Here is a 15,132-nt window from a genome sequence, read left to right as displayed (position 1 = left end):
CCGTGCGGGACAGCGTTGACCCCTCGTCCGGATGAGCGTCTCCGGACGAGGGGTCAGCACCCCTTGGGAGGATCAGGAGGCGGCCGTCTCCGCCGCGTCCACCTTCTTCGCGTCGGCCTTGCCGGCCTCGGCGTCATCGGCCTCGGCGTCATCGGCCTCCGTGTCATCGGCCACGACGGCGTCGGCCACGGCGTCGGCCGCCTTCTCGGCGCCGGCCGGGGCCGTCGCCGACTGGGCCGGCAGCTCGGTCCTGACGGCGTCGTGGGCGTCGTCCTTGGCCAGCCCGTTGAAGATCAGGTTAAGGACGATGGCGGCCGTGGCACCGAGGGTGACACCGCTGTTGAGCAGCGAGGACGCGTCGGGGCTCACGTGCTTGTCGAAGTACAGCGGCACGGTGGCGGGGAAGAGCGCGAGGGCCAGCGAGACGCCGACGACGAGCGCGTTCTTCTCCTCCTTGAGGTCCACCTTGGCCAGGGTCTGGATACCCGCCAGGGCGACCATGCCGAACATCACGGTGGCGGCGCCGCCGAGCACGCCCGGCGGGACGGAGGCGACGATCGCGGCGGCCTTGGGCAGCAGACCCAGGATGATCATGAACACACCCGCGGCGACGACCACGAAACGGCTCTTGACCTTGGTCATGCGGACCAGGCCGACGTTCTCGGCGAAGGCGACGTACGGGAAGGAGTTCAGGACACCACCGAGGGCGGTGGCGGCGCCGTCGGCACGCAGGGCGCGGGCCACGACCTCGCTGTCGACCTCCTTGCCGACGATGTCACCGACGGCGTAGGTGTCACCGGTGGTCTCGACCATGGTGATCAGCATGACGATCAGCATCAGGAAGATCGGGAACCACTCGAACTTCGGGGCACCGAAGTGGAAGGGCGTGGTGACGCCGATCCAGTCGGACTGGCCCACGTTGCCGAACCGGGCGTCGCCCAGCGCGAAGGCCGCGAGGGTACCGCCGACCAGGCCGAGCAGGATGCTGATGCTGCGCAGGAACGGTCCGCCGAACTTCATCAGGACGAGGATGAAGAGCATGGTGCCGCCGGCGTAGGCCAGCTGTGTCGGCACACCGCCGTCGGCGAGCGTCGGAACACCGCCGGCCGCGTCCTTGAGGCCCACCGGGATCAGCACGATGCCGAGCACCGTGATGACCGTGCCGGTGACGACCGGCGGGAAGAGCCGCATGACCGCCTTGAAGGCGCCCGCGGGGAGCCAGGCGAACGCGAAGGTCGCGATACCCGCCGTGATGACGGCGCCGTAGATGACCAGCAGGGCCGCGGTTCCACCGCCGGCACCGAGGCCGATGGCGATCATCGGGGACACGGCCGTGAAGGTCACGCCCTGGATCAGCGGCAGTCGCGCGCCGATCCGGCCGATGCCGAAGGCCTGGATGATGGAGGCGATACCGCAGGTGAAGAGGTCCGCGTTGATCAAGTAGACGAGCTGTTCAGGGCTCAGCTTGAGCGCGCTGCCGACGATGATCGGGACGATCACCGCGCCGGCGTAGAACGCGAGTACGTGCTGGAAGCCGTACAGCGCGAGCTTGGGGAGGGGGAGCACCTCGTCGACCGGGTGCGTGCTCTGCTCTCCACTGCTGGAAAGCCGGGCGGCGACACGTGCCATCTCTGCCTTGCCCTTCAAGAGGTAGGTAATTGAGAGGAGATCTGGTTATCCCTGGCCGGAGTGGGTCCGTTATCCCGTTGATCCGCCGGGGTTTCAGTGCGTTCACGTTCACGCTGTTGCGCTGCATCCAAGCCGGGCCTTGTTTCCGGCGCCGTCTTGTCGTGTGACCGGAATTGAACGCCTGTGGGGGTCCTCACAGATATCGTCGACTTACACAAATTGTTGACCCGTGGTGACGTCGGATCTGTAGGTTTCTCCGGTGGCGCGGATCCCGCGGGGGCGCTATGCGAAGTGCCGCGCGGAACCGACCCCTCCAGCCCTGCACCCGCGAAGCACACCGGGCGTGAGCTGCGGATAGGCAGTTCACGGGCGTTCGGATCCGCGAAGTCGAAGCACCGGCCCCAGATGTCCGCCCCTTGGACCGATCCTGTGGGGATGGCGTGATTCCGGCGTTCACAGGACGTTCACGAGGGCCTGTTCGACCCCTGTGAGGCCGGATCGTTACCTCCTGAGGCATCCGTTTCGGACGGATGTGATCCGCTCAGCGGATGTGACCGTCCGGGAACACGGAGACGCCCGGACAGCAAGGTCCGGGCGTCACCGTGCAGAGGGGGGCTGCTACGGAGCGCGCACCGCCGACAGCAGCCGTCCCACCTCGTCGACGTCGATGCGCAGCGCCGCGCCCACCGTGGTCAGCACCTCCCGCTCGGCCGGGGTGTACGGGCCGTCCGCGAGCGCGATGCGAGCGCCCTGCAGCAGGATCGACTCGCGGCCCGGTCCCGCCAGGTGCGGTGCCAGCGGCTCCAGGGCCTCGTGGAGTTCGATCGAAAGGGCGGCCCCGCAGCACTCCGGTACGTCGTACAGGCCGAGCCGGCCCTCGTCCGCGGTGAGCGCGGCCACGAGGGCCTCCAGCTGCTCCTCGGTGCACTCGGGGAACCCTGCGGCCCGCACGGAGCCCGCCGCGGCCTCCAGCGCCCCGCGCGAGGCCGTACCGCCCGCCGCGAGCACGGCGAGGCTCACGGTGTGCACGGCGTCGCGCAGCATCGCCGTGAAGCGGGAGGTGGTCAGGTGCTCCAGGACCTCGGTGTCGAAGCGCTCGCGGCAGCCCTGGCACTCGACGACCGGCCCGGCCTGCCCGCGCGGCAGCAGCGGAACCCCGATGACGGTGAACCGGCGGCGCCCGACGCGCCTGCGGTAGTTGCGGTCGCCACCGCACGACGGACAGAAGAACTCCCCGTCGCCCACGGTGCTCCAGGTGGTACGGATGCCCCAGACCGTCATCTTCCGGCCGTCCCCACCCCGAACTGGCAGCACGTCGCACCTCCGTAACCTTCCGGCAACATCGCCGGGTTGGCGTGATGTTAGCCACATAGGTGAGGCCGCGTCAGTCGTGTGACAGGACAACATGCGATGCCGCGCGGACTTGGCCGATCCGCGCCCCTGCCCCCGAGCCCTAGGGTCTGCCCCATGAACGAGAAGTCCTGCCTGGTGACGGGCGCCGCGAGCGGCATCGGCCGGGCCACCGCCACGCTGCTGGCCCGGTCCGGGGCCCGGGTCACCGCGGCCGACATCAACGGCCCCGGCGTCGAATCCCTGCGCGCGTCGCTCGCCGACGAGGGGTTCGCCATCACGACGGTGACCGGCGACGTGGCCGATCCGGAGGCCAACCGCGCGATGGTCGCCGCCGCCGTGGAGGTCTACGGGCGGCTCGACGTCGCCGTGGCGAACGCCGGGGTGCTCCCTCTTTCGGATGTACGGGAGACCAGTCCCGAGGACTGGGACCACGTCATGGCGGTGGACGGCCGCGGCATGTTCCTGACGTGCAAGTACGCCATCGAGGCGATGACCGGGCAGGAGCGGCCCGGCGGGGCGCTGGTGTGCGTGTCCTCGATCTCGGGGGTGGCCGGGCAGGCGCGGCAGGCCGCGTACGGGCCGGCGAAGTTCGTGGCGTCGGGGCTGACCAAGCACCTCGCGGTGGAGTGGGCGGACCGCGGGATCCGGGTCAACGCGGTGGCCCCCGGCACCATCCGTACGGAACGGGTGCTGGCGCTCGACGACGAGCCGGGCGGTCCGGAGTACCTCGCGGAGATCTCCGCGGCGCATCCGATGGGCCGGCTCGGCGAGCCGGAGGAGGTGGCCCGGGTGATCGCCTTCCTGGCCTCGGACGCGGCCTCGTTCGTGACGGGCGTGGTGCTGCCGGTGGACGGCGGCTACCTGGCCCGCTGAGCCGGCGGCCCCGGGGGCCGGGAACGGCGGAACCCCGCCCCTCCACGGGGGAGGAGCGGGGTTCACGTGCGGGTGGATCAGCGGCCCGCGCGGTTGACGGCGGAGATGACCGCCTTCAGGGAGGCGCGGGTGGTGTTGGCGTCGATGCCGATGCCCCACAGGACCCGGCCGTCGATCGCGCACTCGATGTACGAGGCGGCGACGGCGGAGGCGCCCTCGCTCATGGTGTGCTCGGTGTAGTCCAGCAGGCGGGCGTCGACGCCGATCTCGGCCAGCGCGTCGAAGAAGGCCGAGATCGGACCGTTGCCGGTGCCGCTCAGGACCGTCTCGATCCCGTCCACGACCGCCTCGACGGTCAGGGTGTCGGTGCCGTCCTTGTCGGTGGTGGTCGAGCCGGAGCGCAGCTGGATGCGGCCCCACGGGTTCTCGGGGTTGGGCAGGTACTCGTCCGAGAAGACCTCCCAGATCGCCTTCGGCGTGACCTCGCCGCCCTCGGCGTCGGTCTTGGCCTGGATGATGCGGGAGAACTCGATCTGCATGCGGCGCGGCAGGTCCAGCTTGTGGTCGTTCTTCAGGACGTACGCGATGCCGCCCTTGCCGGACTGCGAGTTGACGCGGATGACGGCCTCGTAGGAGCGGCCGACGTCCTTCGGGTCGATCGGCAGGTACGGGACCGCCCACTCGATGTCGTCGACGGTCTTGCCCTGGGCGGCCGCGTCGGCCTCCATGGCGTCGAAGCCCTTCTTGATGGCGTCCTGGTGGGAGCCGGAGAAGGCGGTGTAGACCAGGTCGCCCGCGTAGGGGTGGCGCGGGTGGACCTCCATCTGGTTGCAGTACTCGCTGGTGCGGCGGATCTCGTCGATCTGGGAGAAGTCGATCTGCGGGTCGATGCCCTGCGAGAACAGGTTCATGCCCAGCGTGATCAGGTCGACGTTGCCGGTGCGCTCGCCCTGCCCGAACAGGCAGCCCTCGATGCGGTCGGCGCCGGCCATCAGGGCCAGCTCGGCGGCGGCGACGGCGGTGCCGCGGTCGTTGTGCGGGTGCACGGAGATGCAGATGTGCTCGCGGCGGGTCAGGTTGCGGGCCATCCACTCGAAGCGGTCCGCGTGGGTGGAGGGCGTCGAGCGCTCCACGGTGGCGGGCAGGTTCAGGATGATCTCGCGGCCCTCGGACGGCTGCCATACGTCACAGACCGCCTCGCAGACCTCCAGGGCGAAGTCCAGCTCGGTGTCGGTGAAGATCTCGGGGCTGTACTGGTAGCCGAAGACGGTCTCGTCGCCCAGCAGCTTCTCGGCGTACTCCATGACCAGGCGGGTGCCGTCGACGGCGATCTGCTTGATCTGCTCCTTGGAGCCGCGGAAGACGACCCGGCGGAAGGTCGGGGCGGTCGCGTTGTACAGGTGCACGGTGGCGCGCTTGGCGCCGATCAGCGACTCGACGGTCCGCTCGATCAGGTCCTCGCGGGCCTGGGTCAGCACGGAGATGGTGACGTCGTCGGGGATCGCGCCCTCTTCGATGATCGAGCGCACGAAGGCGAAGTCGGTCTCGCCGGAGGACGGGAAGCCTACCTCGATCTCCTTGTAGCCCATGCGCACCAGCAGGTCGAACATCTCGCGCTTGCGGGCGGGGGTCATCGGGTCGATCAGCGACTGGTTGCCGTCGCGCAGGTCCGTGGAGAGCCAGCGGGGAGCCTTGGTGACGCGGGCGTCCGGCCAGGTGCGGTCGGGGAGGTCCACCTGCTCGTACTGGCCGTACTTGTGGATGGGCATCCCGGAGGACTTCTGGGTGTGGGTCGCGTTGGTGATGGGCGTGGGACGACCGACAAAAGGCTGCTGGCTCATGGCGTTGGGCTCCTCGCGTGTCCGCGTGTAGTTCGCTGGAACGGCCGACGGCGGTCGTAAAAACCGCAACACCAATCTCCGCGGGGAGGGGGTCGGCCTACGACTACAGACCCTCGCCGCGGCAGCTAAGGAGAAGCAGCCCGAAACGCATGATGGGCCGAGCCTAACCGAGCCGCGCCGTAACGCGAGGACCTGTTTCAGTATGCAAGACCGCCCAGTCCGATTTGCACCATATGTGAGCCAAAACTCTCCTTCGCGAGGAAAGTGCGTTTGATCCGTCAACCCCGCGACGCGACTTTCGGACATGCGAATGAATCATGGTCGCGGGTAGTGACACCGTCGTGACCCGCTGCCACATTTCCGGGCATGAATGCCTCCCACGCCCTCCGTCACCCCGTCTTCTGCACCGTCGTGCCGCCCCACCTGCTCGACAAGGCCGCCCAGTCCCAGGACTCCCGGCGTGCCGACCTCGCCCAGAACACCCTCGAACACGACGCCATGCTGCGCACCCGGCGACGGGTCACCACCGTCCGCGGGATCGCCCCCGCGCTCGGGGCGCCCGCCTCCGACGATCCGGACCGGACGGTCTACGACGCCCAGCACCGCACCCGGCTGCCCGGGAAGAAGGTGCGCGGCGAGGGCGACCCCCTGGTCAAGGACGCCACGGTCAACCGCGCCTACGCGGGGCTCGGGGCCACGTACGAACTGTTCCTGAAGGCTTTCGGGCGCCGCTCGATCGACGACTCCGGGCTCGCGCTCGACGCGAGCGTCCATTACGGCGAGGACTACAACAACGCCTTCTGGGACGGCCGCCAGATGGTCTTCGGGGACGGCGACGGGGACCTCTTCCTCGATTTCACGGTGTCGGTCGACGTCATCGGGCACGAGCTCACCCACGGGGTCACCCAGTACACGGCGAACCTGGCCTACCTCGGGCAGTCCGGCGCGCTGAACGAGTCGATGTCGGACGTCTTCGGCTCCCTGATCAAGCAGTACTCCCTGGACCAGACCGCCGAGCAGGCCGACTGGCTGATCGGCGCCGGGCTGCTCGGCCCCAATGTCACCGGGGTCGCGCTGCGCTCGATGAAGGCCCCGGGGACGGCGTACGACGACGACGAGCTCGGCAAGGACCCGCAGCCGGCCACCATGGACGGCTACGTGAACACCAACCGGGACAACGGCGGGGTGCACATCAACTCCGGCATCCCCAACCACGCCTTCTACGTCGCGGCGACCGAACTCGGCGGCAAGGCCTGGGAGCGGGCCGGGCAGATCTGGTACGACACCCTGACGGGCGGGCAGCTGGCCTCGAACGCCACGTTCACGGACTTCGCCCGGCTGTCCACCGCGGCGGCCGCGGCCCGGTACGGGGAGGGCGGCGCCGAGCACCGGGCGCTGCAGAAGGCGTGGTCGGTGGTGGGCGTGCCGCTCGCGGGGTAGGACGACTGCCATGCGGATTCAGGTGGTGCGGACGGGCGGCTTCGCGGGCATCGAGCGACGGGCGGAGGTGGACACCTCGGGCCGCGCGGACGAGGACGAGTGGCGGGCCCTGGCCCACCTGGCACTGCGGCCGGACGCGCACGGACACGCGCCGGCCGGCGTGCGGGACGGGTTCTCGTACGAGATCACGGTGGACGGGCGGACGGTGTCCTGCCACGACCCGCACCTCTCGGACGCGCAGCGCGCGCTGATCTCGCGCGTCCTGAAGGAAGGGGCCTGAGGGAAGGGGCCGGATAAGAGGGTGCTCCCGCAGCCCCGCTTTGGTTGGATGCCGGGATGACTATGATCTTGGACTCGCTGGAGCGGTACTACGACACGGTGCCCCGGGTGGGCGGTGCGCGGGCCGAGGACTTCGGCCCGCTGACCCTGTTCGTCCAGGAGGGCGCGGGCTGGCCGTACTACGCGCGGCCCGCGCTCGGCGGCGGCGCGGCGACCATGGCGGACGTGGAGCGGGTCCTGGCCCGGCAGCGGGAGCTGAAGGTCCCCGAATCCTTCGAGTGGGTGGCCGAAACCACCCCCTCGCTGCGGGGCCCGGTGGAGGCGGCGGGACTCCACGTCCACGCCCACCCGCTGATGGTGCTGGACGCCGGGGCGGCGCCCCTCCCCGCGCATCCCGACGTACGCCTGCTCGGCGCGGACGACCCGCTGCTGAAGGCGGCGGTGACCGTCCCGGCCCTCGCCTTCGCGGACCCCGGGACCGCGGTCGGGCAGGCCGGTCCGGCGGAACTGGCGGCCAAGACGGCCGAGCCGTGGGCGGAGGAGGGCCGGGCCCGGGTGGCCGGGAAGCTCGTGGCGGGCACCACCGCCCTGGCCGCGGCCGTCCGCGACGGCGTCGTGCTCTGCGCGGGCCAGTACAACCCCGTCGGCGACATCGCCGAGGTGGTCGGCGTCGGCACCCTTCCGTCGGCCCGGCGCCAGGGTCTGGCCCTCGCGGTCACCTCGGCGCTGGTCGCCCGCGCCCAGGAGCAGGGGGTGCGGACGGTCTTCCTGTCGGCCGGCGACGAGGACGTGGCCCGCATCTACGGCCGCATCGGCTTCCGCCGGGTGGCGACGGCCCTGATCGCGGAGCCCCCGGAGGCGTAGCCCCCACAGGGCGGGTTTGCCGGATCGGCAACAGGGTTTGCCGGATCCCGGGCACCGGGCGGAGCATCGCAGCAAGCGGACGGACGATCCAGCCCCGAACCGGAAGAAGGCCCCATGCATCAGCACGAGCACCGGCACACCGGCGCCCACGCCCACGCCCACACCCACGCCGACTCCCCCGCCGCGGAGCCCGCCGGAGAGGCGGAGTTCTGGGACGGCCGCTACAGCGAGAGCACCCGCATCTGGAGCGGCAATCCCAACGCCCTCCTGCTCCGGGAGACCGAGGACCTGGCCCCCGGCCGGGCGCTGGACCTCGGCTGCGGGGAGGGCGCGGACGCCGTCTGGCTGGCCCGCAGGGGATGGCGGGTCACCGGCGTCGACATCTCGAAGGTCGCCCTCGGCCGGGCCGCCGAGCACGCCGCCGAGGCGGGGGTCGACGACCGGATCGCCTTCGAGCACCACGACCTCGGGGAGTCCTTCCCCGGCGGCGAGTTCGACCTGGTCTCCGCCTGCTTCCTGCACAGCCCGGGGGACATGCCCCGCGAGCGGATCCTGCGTACCGCCGCGGCGGCCGTCGCCCCGGGCGGGGTCCTGCTGGTGGGCGGCCACGGCGGCGGGGAGCACGGGGCCCGCAACCCCCACCCGGAGCTGCACTTCCCCACCCCGCAGGAGGTCCTGGCGGACCTGGAGCTGGCCGGGGACGACTGGGAGGTCCTGGTGTGCGCCGAGCACGCCCGGACCGGCGCCGAGGCCGACCGTCCGGGCCCCGGCTACGACAACGTGCTCAAGGTCCGGCGCCTGCGCTGAGGCGCCGGCGCGCTCCTAGAAGCCGAGCTTGCGGAGCTGCTTGGGGTCCCGCTGCCAGTCCTTGGCGACCTTCACGTGGAGGTCGAGGAAGACCGGGGTCCCGAGCAGCGCCTCGATGTGCTTGCGCGACTTCATCCCGACCTCCTTCAGGCGGGAGCCCTTCGGGCCGATGATGATGCCCTTCTGGCTTGGCCGCTCGATGTAGACGTTGGCGTGGATGTCCAGCAGCGGGCGGTCCGCCGGGCGGTTCTCCCGCGGGATCATCTCCTCGACGACCACGGCGATGGAGTGCGGCAGTTCGTCGCGCACGCCTTCCAGGGCGGCCTCGCGGATCAGCTCGGCGACCATGACCATCTCGGGCTCGTCGGTGAGGTCGCCCTCCGGGTACAGCGGCGGGCTCTCCGGCAGCAGCGGCGCGATCAGGTCGGCCAGCAGCTGGACCTGGTTGTCGCCGACGGCGGAGACGGGCACGATCTCGGCCCACTCGATGCCGAGCTCCGCGCCGAGCTGGTGGATGGCGAGGAGCTGTTCGGCCAGCGCCTTGGACTCCACCAGGTCCGTCTTGGTCACGATGGCGATCTTGGGGGTCTTCTTGATCGCCGCGAGTTCCTTGGCGATGAACTTGTCACCGGGGCCGAGCTTCTGGTCGGCCGGCAGGCAGAAGCCGATCACGTCGACCTCGGCCCAGGTGGTCCGCACGACGTCGTTGAGCCGCTCGCCGAGCAGCGTGCGCGGCTTGTGCAGGCCGGGCGTGTCGACGAGCACCAGCTGCGCGTCGGGGCGGTGCACGATGCCGCGGACCGTGTGGCGCGTGGTCTGCGGCCGGTTGGAGGTGATCGCGACCTTGGTGCCCACGAGTGCGTTGGTCAGTGTCGACTTGCCGGCGTTGGGGCGGCCGACGAAGCAGGCGAAGCCCGCACGGTGCGGGGCGGTGGACTCGGGGGAACGATCGCTCATACGGGCCATTCTCCCCGATGCGGCTCCCAGCGCCGACCAGGCCACGGTGACGAGGGCCACGATGGCCGTGAGCGGCGGATACGCGGCGAAGTCCGCGCCGCCCCGGGCCGTGGCCCCGTCGGCCCGGGCACGGATCGTCACCCGGGCCCGTTCCACGGCGGGCGGGCCGTCCCAGCGGGCGCTGAGCCGCACTTCCTGACCCGGCAGCAGTTCCGCGGGCAGTCCGGCGAGCGGGCGGCCGGCGGCCAGGGTCCGGCCGAGGGCCCCGGTGGCAGTGAGGTCGGCGCGGGGCCGGAGAGTGACGTTGCCGATGTTGCGGAGCGTGTACGAAACCTCCGCGCGGGCGCCCTTCGCCTCGACCCGGACCCCCTCGACGGCGAGGGCGGGGGCGGTCGGGCCGGTCACCCGCAGGTACAGCCGGGCGGCGACGGCCTGCTGCACGCCCACCCCCTGCGCGGTGGTGGGGGCGGGCCTTTCCTCCAGGGCGACGATCGCGCCGGGGTGGTCGCCGGGTTCGGCCCGGTCGGGCACGGTGACGGTGAACCCGACGCCGACCGCGCTCCGGGCCGGGACGGTCACCGTCTCCCGGTCGAGCCGCGCCCACGCGGCGGTGGACCGGCGGGGCTCGTCGGGCCCGCGCAGGGCGAAGCCGCCGTCGCGGGCGGTGTTGTAGGCGTCGGCGGCGTAGAGGCGGAAGGTGCGGGGGCGGTCGGTGCGGTTGGCGACGGTGACGGCGTCGGTGACGGCCGCGCCGGGGGCGGCCGCGAGGTAGAAGTACGGCCGCTGCCCCACGGCGTTGGCGGCCGGCAGCACGGACCACTGCCCGTTGTCGGCCCCCGCGGCCGTCCCCACGGGCCCGAGCAGAAGCACGCCCGTCACGGCGGCCGCTGCGCAGAGCCGTCCACCCCGCCCCTTCCCGAAACCGGGGCTCCGCCCCGGACCCCGCTCCTCAAGCGCCGGAGGGGCTGGAACACCCAGCCCCGCCGACGATTGAGGTGCGGGCCCGGCCAGGGCCCGCGCGGCACCGCGCACCGGCAGCGGGCCCGTCACGACAGGGTCAGCGTCAGGACCGCCGTGTACGCGCCCGGCGGGGTGTACCGCGGCACCTGGAGCGTGACCGCCGCGTCGACGGTGAACGTCCCGCCGACCAGCGGGGCGTCACCGGTGGACGCCAGCACCGCCCCCTCCGGCCCCACCACCCCCGCACTGCCCGCCGTACACGCGCTCGCGCTCCCCGGCGCCGCCACGCACACCGGCGTCCAGGACAGCGACGCCCCCGGGATGCGCACCCCGCCCGGTCCCGTGAAGTCGGTGACCTTGCCGATCAGGGACCACCCGGCCGGCCCGCCCCGCGCGTCCGTGACGGTGACGGTTCCGATCCGGCCCGGCGCGGCGCCCCCGTCGCCGTACGGGACCGCCCCCAGGGCGATGTCCTCGCCGGCCTGGCTCATCGCCAGCGCGCCCGGCTCGACGGTGGCGGCGACCCGCTGCGTGGCGGTCGGCGCCGCGGCGGTCCGACCGGCGTCGACGACCGCGTACGCCGCCGGCCCGGACCCCCGCCGCGCCGACCACGCCGCGCCCTCGTACGCGACCACCGCCGTGGTGGCCTTGTCCTTGACCGGCAGGACCGCCACCGCCACGCCCCGCCCGTCGGCGGTGGCGGCGACCCGGTCGGCGGTCTCCGCGGCGCCCGCCCGCCCGGCGACCGTCACGGCCGCGCCGGGGGTGAAGCCGGCCGCGGTGACCTCGACCTCGGCCCCCGGTTTCCCGGAGGGGGCGCCGAGGAAGACGCTGCGCAGGTTGGCCGTGGGCAGGTCGCTCGCGGTGAGGCGGGCCGAGACCGCGACCCCGGACGGCTCGGCGGCGGCTGGGGTGCACACGGTGTCGAGGCCCAGCGGGTGGCTGGTGTGCAGGGTGTAGCCGCCCGGGGCGAGGGCCGTCTGCCCGGGGGCGGTGACGGTGAAGGTGCCGGTCATGGTGACGGCGGGCAGGACCGCCCCCGCCGGGACGGGGTCGTTGCGCTGGGCGCCGACCACGGTGACCTCGCCGCTCTGTGCGCCGGAGAGCAGCACCCGCCCCGTCGGGGTCAGGGCGTCCGCGGGGAGTCCGGCGGCCCCGGCGGGGTTCACGGCGGGAGTGCGGGCCACCTGGTACGTCACGGTGACGGTGTCGCCGACCCGCGGGGCAGGGTTGTCGACGGTGATCCTGGCGGTGGTCGGCCCGTCGGCGGGCGGGAGTCCGGCTTCCTGGGGCGGCAGGCAGTGGGTGGGGAACTCCACCTGGCCCACCGGGGTCTCCCCCTCGGCGGCGGCCGGTGCGCTCAGGGCGCCTCCGGTCGTGGCGGCGAGCACCGCCATGCCGACGGCCGCCGACCACCTTCGGTTCCGCGCCCCTGTTCGCACCGCCCGCCCCTTCCGCTCTGCTGGGGGCCATTCACGAGCGGCGGGCGGGAGAAGTCAATGCACGGTCCCCGCGCGAACTGATGGCCCATCAGAAGGTGGCAGTGTCAGGCGGCGGGCCGGCCTCCGGCCCGGAAGGTGCGCCGGTACGCGGTCGGGCTCACACCGAGCGCCGCCTGCACGTGCTTGCGCAGCGACTGGGCCGTCCCGAAGCCCGCCTCCCGTGCGACCCGCTCGATCGGGAGGTCGGTCCGCTCCAGCAGCTGCCGGGCCCGCTCCACCCGCTGGGCGGTGATCCACTCGCCCGGGCTGACGCCCGCCTCCTCCCGGAACCGGCGGGTGAAGGTCCGTACGGACACCGCTTCCTGCCGGGCGAGGTCGCCGAGGCTGACCGGCTCGTGCAGCCGGTCCATCACCCACGCCCGGGCCGCCGCGGTGCTGGCGAACTGCGGCTGCGGCACCGGGCGCTCGATGAACTGGGCCTGCCCGCCCTCCCGGTGCGGGGGTACGACGGTGCGCCGGGCCACGTCGTTGGCGACGGCCGCGCCGTGGTCGCGCCGCACGATGTGCAGGCACAGGTCGATGCCGGAGGCGACGCCGGCGGAGGTCAGGACGTCCCCGTCGTCGGTGTAGAGCACGTTCGCGTCGACCCGTACGGCCGGGAAGAGCCGCTGGAAGTGCTCCGCGTACGCCCAGTGGGTGGTGGCCCGGTGGCCGTCCAGGTATCCGGCCGCCGCCAGCACGTAGCCGCCGGTGCAGATGGAGACCAGGCGGGTGCCGGGCCGGATGTGCGCGAGGGCCGCCGCCAGCTCGTCGGTCAGGACGCCCTTCTCGTGGACCGGGCCGAGCTCGTACGAGGCCGGCACCACGACGGTGTCGGCCGTGGCGAGGAGTTCGGGGCCGTGCTCGACGTGGACCGCGAAGTCGGCGTTCGTGGACACCGGTCCGGGGCGCAGTCCGCAGGTGAGGGTCTCGTAGTGGGGGCGCCCGTCGGCGTCCCTGGAGTAACCGAAGATCCGGTGCGGGATGCCGAGCTCGAAGGGCAGCAGGCCCGCGAGCGCGAGGACGGCGACGCGATGCGGCTTCATGGCCCGATCGTAGCGAAGCATGTCGGTCCGGCCACTGTCGAAGGGTGCCCCGCGGCCCGGAAGCTGCCTACGTGACGCAGACAGCACCCACCCCCGGACCCGCCGCCTCCGGAGCCACTCCCGGGCCCGCCCCGGAGGCCGCCTCGGAGGCCGCCTCGGAGGTCGCCCCGGAGGCCGCCCCGGGGCCCGCCTCCACCGTCGCCTCCACCGACGCCCCTGTCGCCGCCCCTGCCGCGGCCCGCGCGGCCGGACGCGTCCACCGCGCCTGGTTCGCCGCGGCCGTCGCCTTCGTGACGATCATCGGCGCCGCCGCCTTCGCCTCACTGCCCGGTCTGCTCATCGAGCCGCTGCACGAGGAGTTCGACTGGCCGCGCGCCACGATCGGCCTCGCCGTCTCCGTGAACCTCGCCCTCTACGGGCTCACCGCCCCCTTCGCCGCCGCGCTGATGGACCGCTTCGGCATCCGGAAGGTCGTCGCGCTGGCCCTGACCGTCATCGCCCTCGGCTCCGTGGCCACGGTGTGGATGACCGCCGCCTGGCAACTGGTGCTGTTGTGGGGTGTGCTGGTGGGCCTGGGCAGCGGCTCGATGGCGCTCGCCTTCGCGGCGACGGTGACCAACCGCTGGTTCACCGCGCGGCGTGGGCTGGTCACGGGCGTCCTGACCGCCGCGGGCGCCTCCGGGCAGCTGATCTTCCTGCCGCTGCTGTCCTGGCTGGTGGAACACCACGGCTGGCGGCCGGCGGCGGTCACGGTGTCCCTGTCCGCGCTGGCCGTGGTCCCCTTCGTGTGGCTGCTGCTGCGCGACCACCCGGCGGACGTGGGCCTCGCCCCGTACGGGGGCACGTACACCCCGAAGCCGGCGCCGGCCCCGGGCGCGGCGCGGCGGGCCGTGACCGTCCTGTTCGAGGCGGCCCGGACCGGGCCCTTCTGGCTGCTGGCGGGCACCTTCGCGATCTGCGGCGCCTCCACCAACGGGCTCGTCCGGACCCATTTCGTACCGGCGGCGCACGACCACGGCATGCCGGTGACGGCGGCCGCGGGACTGCTCGCCGTGGTCGGCGTGTTCGACGTGGTCGGCACGATCGCGTCCGGCTGGTTCACGGACCGCTTCGAGGCCCGGCGCCTGCTGGCCGTGTACTACGCCCTGCGCGGCGTCTCGCTGCTCTTCCTGCCGGTACTGCTGGCACCGGCGGTGCGGCCGCCGCTGGTGTTCTTCATCGTCTTCTACGGCCTGGACTGGGTGGCGACGGTTCCGCCGACGATCGCCCTGTGCCGGGAGCGGTACGGGGAGGACAGCGCGATCGTCTTCGGCTGGGTCCTGGCCTCCCACCAGGTCGGCGCGGCCGCGGTGGCCTTCCTCGGCGGCCTGGCCCGTGACGCCTTCGGCTCGTACGACCCGGTCTGGTACGCGTCGGGCGCGCTGTGCGCGGTGGCGGCGCTGATGTCGATGACCATTCGCCGCCTCCGGCCCTCGGCGGGCCGGTCCCCTGCGAACCCCCGCCCCTCCGGCGCCTGAGGCCACCCTCGAACCCGATCTTCCATCCCCGCCGGCGTTCGAGGCGCGGGGTCTGGGCGGTGCCCCATCCGGCCTCGTCGGCGTT

Annotated in this window: 12 protein-coding genes; 6 read left to right on the top strand and 6 right to left on the bottom strand. The window is 72.7% G+C overall.

Annotated elements, in window-relative coordinates; all coding sequences use genetic code 11:
• Nucleotides 1-72: 72 nt before the first annotated feature.
• Entirely contained in the window at nt 73-1,629 is a 1,557-nt protein-coding gene (locus ACZ6Y1_RS19010) for a nucleobase:cation symporter-2 family protein (RefSeq protein WP_469630513.1), read from the bottom strand.
• Nucleotides 1,630-2,247: 618 nt separating this feature from the next.
• A complete protein-coding gene (locus ACZ6Y1_RS19005) occupies nt 2,248-2,943 on the bottom strand; it encodes a TerB family tellurite resistance protein (RefSeq protein WP_469630510.1) in 696 nt (231 codons plus the stop codon).
• Nucleotides 2,944-3,096: 153 nt separating this feature from the next.
• Between ACZ6Y1_RS19005 and ACZ6Y1_RS19000 the strand changes: the two genes are divergently transcribed.
• Complete coding sequence (locus tag ACZ6Y1_RS19000; RefSeq protein ID WP_469630507.1) at nt 3,097-3,855, top strand: SDR family NAD(P)-dependent oxidoreductase; 759 nt, start codon at nt 3,097-3,099, stop codon at nt 3,853-3,855.
• A gap of 77 nt (nt 3,856-3,932) precedes the next feature.
• Here the strand turns inward: ACZ6Y1_RS19000 and leuA are convergent, their stop codons facing one another.
• Nucleotides 3,933-5,696 carry a 2-isopropylmalate synthase gene (gene leuA, locus ACZ6Y1_RS18995; protein ID WP_469630502.1) on the bottom strand — a complete coding sequence of 588 codons (1,764 nt, stop codon included), beginning with the start codon at nt 5,694-5,696 and terminating at the stop codon, nt 3,933-3,935.
• A gap of 366 nt (nt 5,697-6,062) precedes the next feature.
• Here leuA and ACZ6Y1_RS18990 point away from each other — a divergent pair, with 366 nt between their 5' ends.
• From ACZ6Y1_RS18990 to ACZ6Y1_RS18975, 4 genes are all read left to right on the top strand, one after another.
• Nucleotides 6,063-7,136: a M4 family metallopeptidase gene (locus ACZ6Y1_RS18990; RefSeq protein WP_469630499.1), complete on the top strand. Its 1,074-nt coding sequence runs from the start codon at nt 6,063-6,065 to the stop codon at nt 7,134-7,136.
• 10 nt (nt 7,137-7,146) lie between these two features.
• Nucleotides 7,147-7,416, top strand: a complete 270-nt coding sequence (locus tag ACZ6Y1_RS18985; RefSeq protein WP_469630496.1) for a protealysin inhibitor emfourin — start codon at nt 7,147-7,149, stop codon at nt 7,414-7,416.
• Between the two features lie 56 nt (nt 7,417-7,472).
• Nucleotides 7,473-8,279: a GNAT family N-acetyltransferase gene (locus ACZ6Y1_RS18980; RefSeq protein WP_469630493.1), complete on the top strand. Its 807-nt coding sequence runs from the start codon at nt 7,473-7,475 to the stop codon at nt 8,277-8,279.
• Between the two features lie 114 nt (nt 8,280-8,393).
• Nucleotides 8,394-9,086: an SAM-dependent methyltransferase gene (locus ACZ6Y1_RS18975; RefSeq protein WP_469630489.1), complete on the top strand. Its 693-nt coding sequence runs from the start codon at nt 8,394-8,396 to the stop codon at nt 9,084-9,086.
• Between the two features lie 15 nt (nt 9,087-9,101).
• Here ACZ6Y1_RS18975 and era read toward each other — a convergent pair whose 3' ends face one another.
• From era to ACZ6Y1_RS18960, 3 genes are all read right to left on the bottom strand, one after another.
• Complete coding sequence (era, locus tag ACZ6Y1_RS18970; RefSeq protein ID WP_469630702.1) at nt 9,102-10,052, bottom strand: GTPase Era; 951 nt, start codon at nt 10,050-10,052, stop codon at nt 9,102-9,104.
• Nucleotides 10,053-11,089: 1,037 nt separating this feature from the next.
• The gene (locus tag ACZ6Y1_RS18965; protein ID WP_469630699.1) at nt 11,090-12,400 is read right to left on the bottom strand and encodes a WxL domain-containing protein; all 1,311 of its coding nucleotides are present in this window, start codon (nt 12,398-12,400) and stop codon (nt 11,090-11,092) included.
• 149 nt (nt 12,401-12,549) lie between these two features.
• On the bottom strand, nt 12,550-13,530 hold the full coding sequence (locus tag ACZ6Y1_RS18960) for a GlxA family transcriptional regulator (RefSeq protein ID WP_469630486.1): 981 nt from the start codon (nt 13,528-13,530) through the stop codon (nt 12,550-12,552).
• Nucleotides 13,531-13,601: 71 nt separating this feature from the next.
• Here ACZ6Y1_RS18960 and ACZ6Y1_RS18955 point away from each other — a divergent pair, with 71 nt between their 5' ends.
• Nucleotides 13,602-15,047: an MFS transporter gene (locus tag ACZ6Y1_RS18955; RefSeq protein WP_469630483.1), complete on the top strand. Its 1,446-nt coding sequence runs from the start codon at nt 13,602-13,604 to the stop codon at nt 15,045-15,047.
• The last annotated feature ends 85 nt before the right edge of the window (nt 15,048-15,132 follow it).

It is taken from the genome of Streptomyces sp. NPDC053432, from assembly GCF_055585365.1.
Note: the sequence above shows the minus strand (reverse complement) of the source record. Positions and strands in the feature narration are given on the sequence as shown.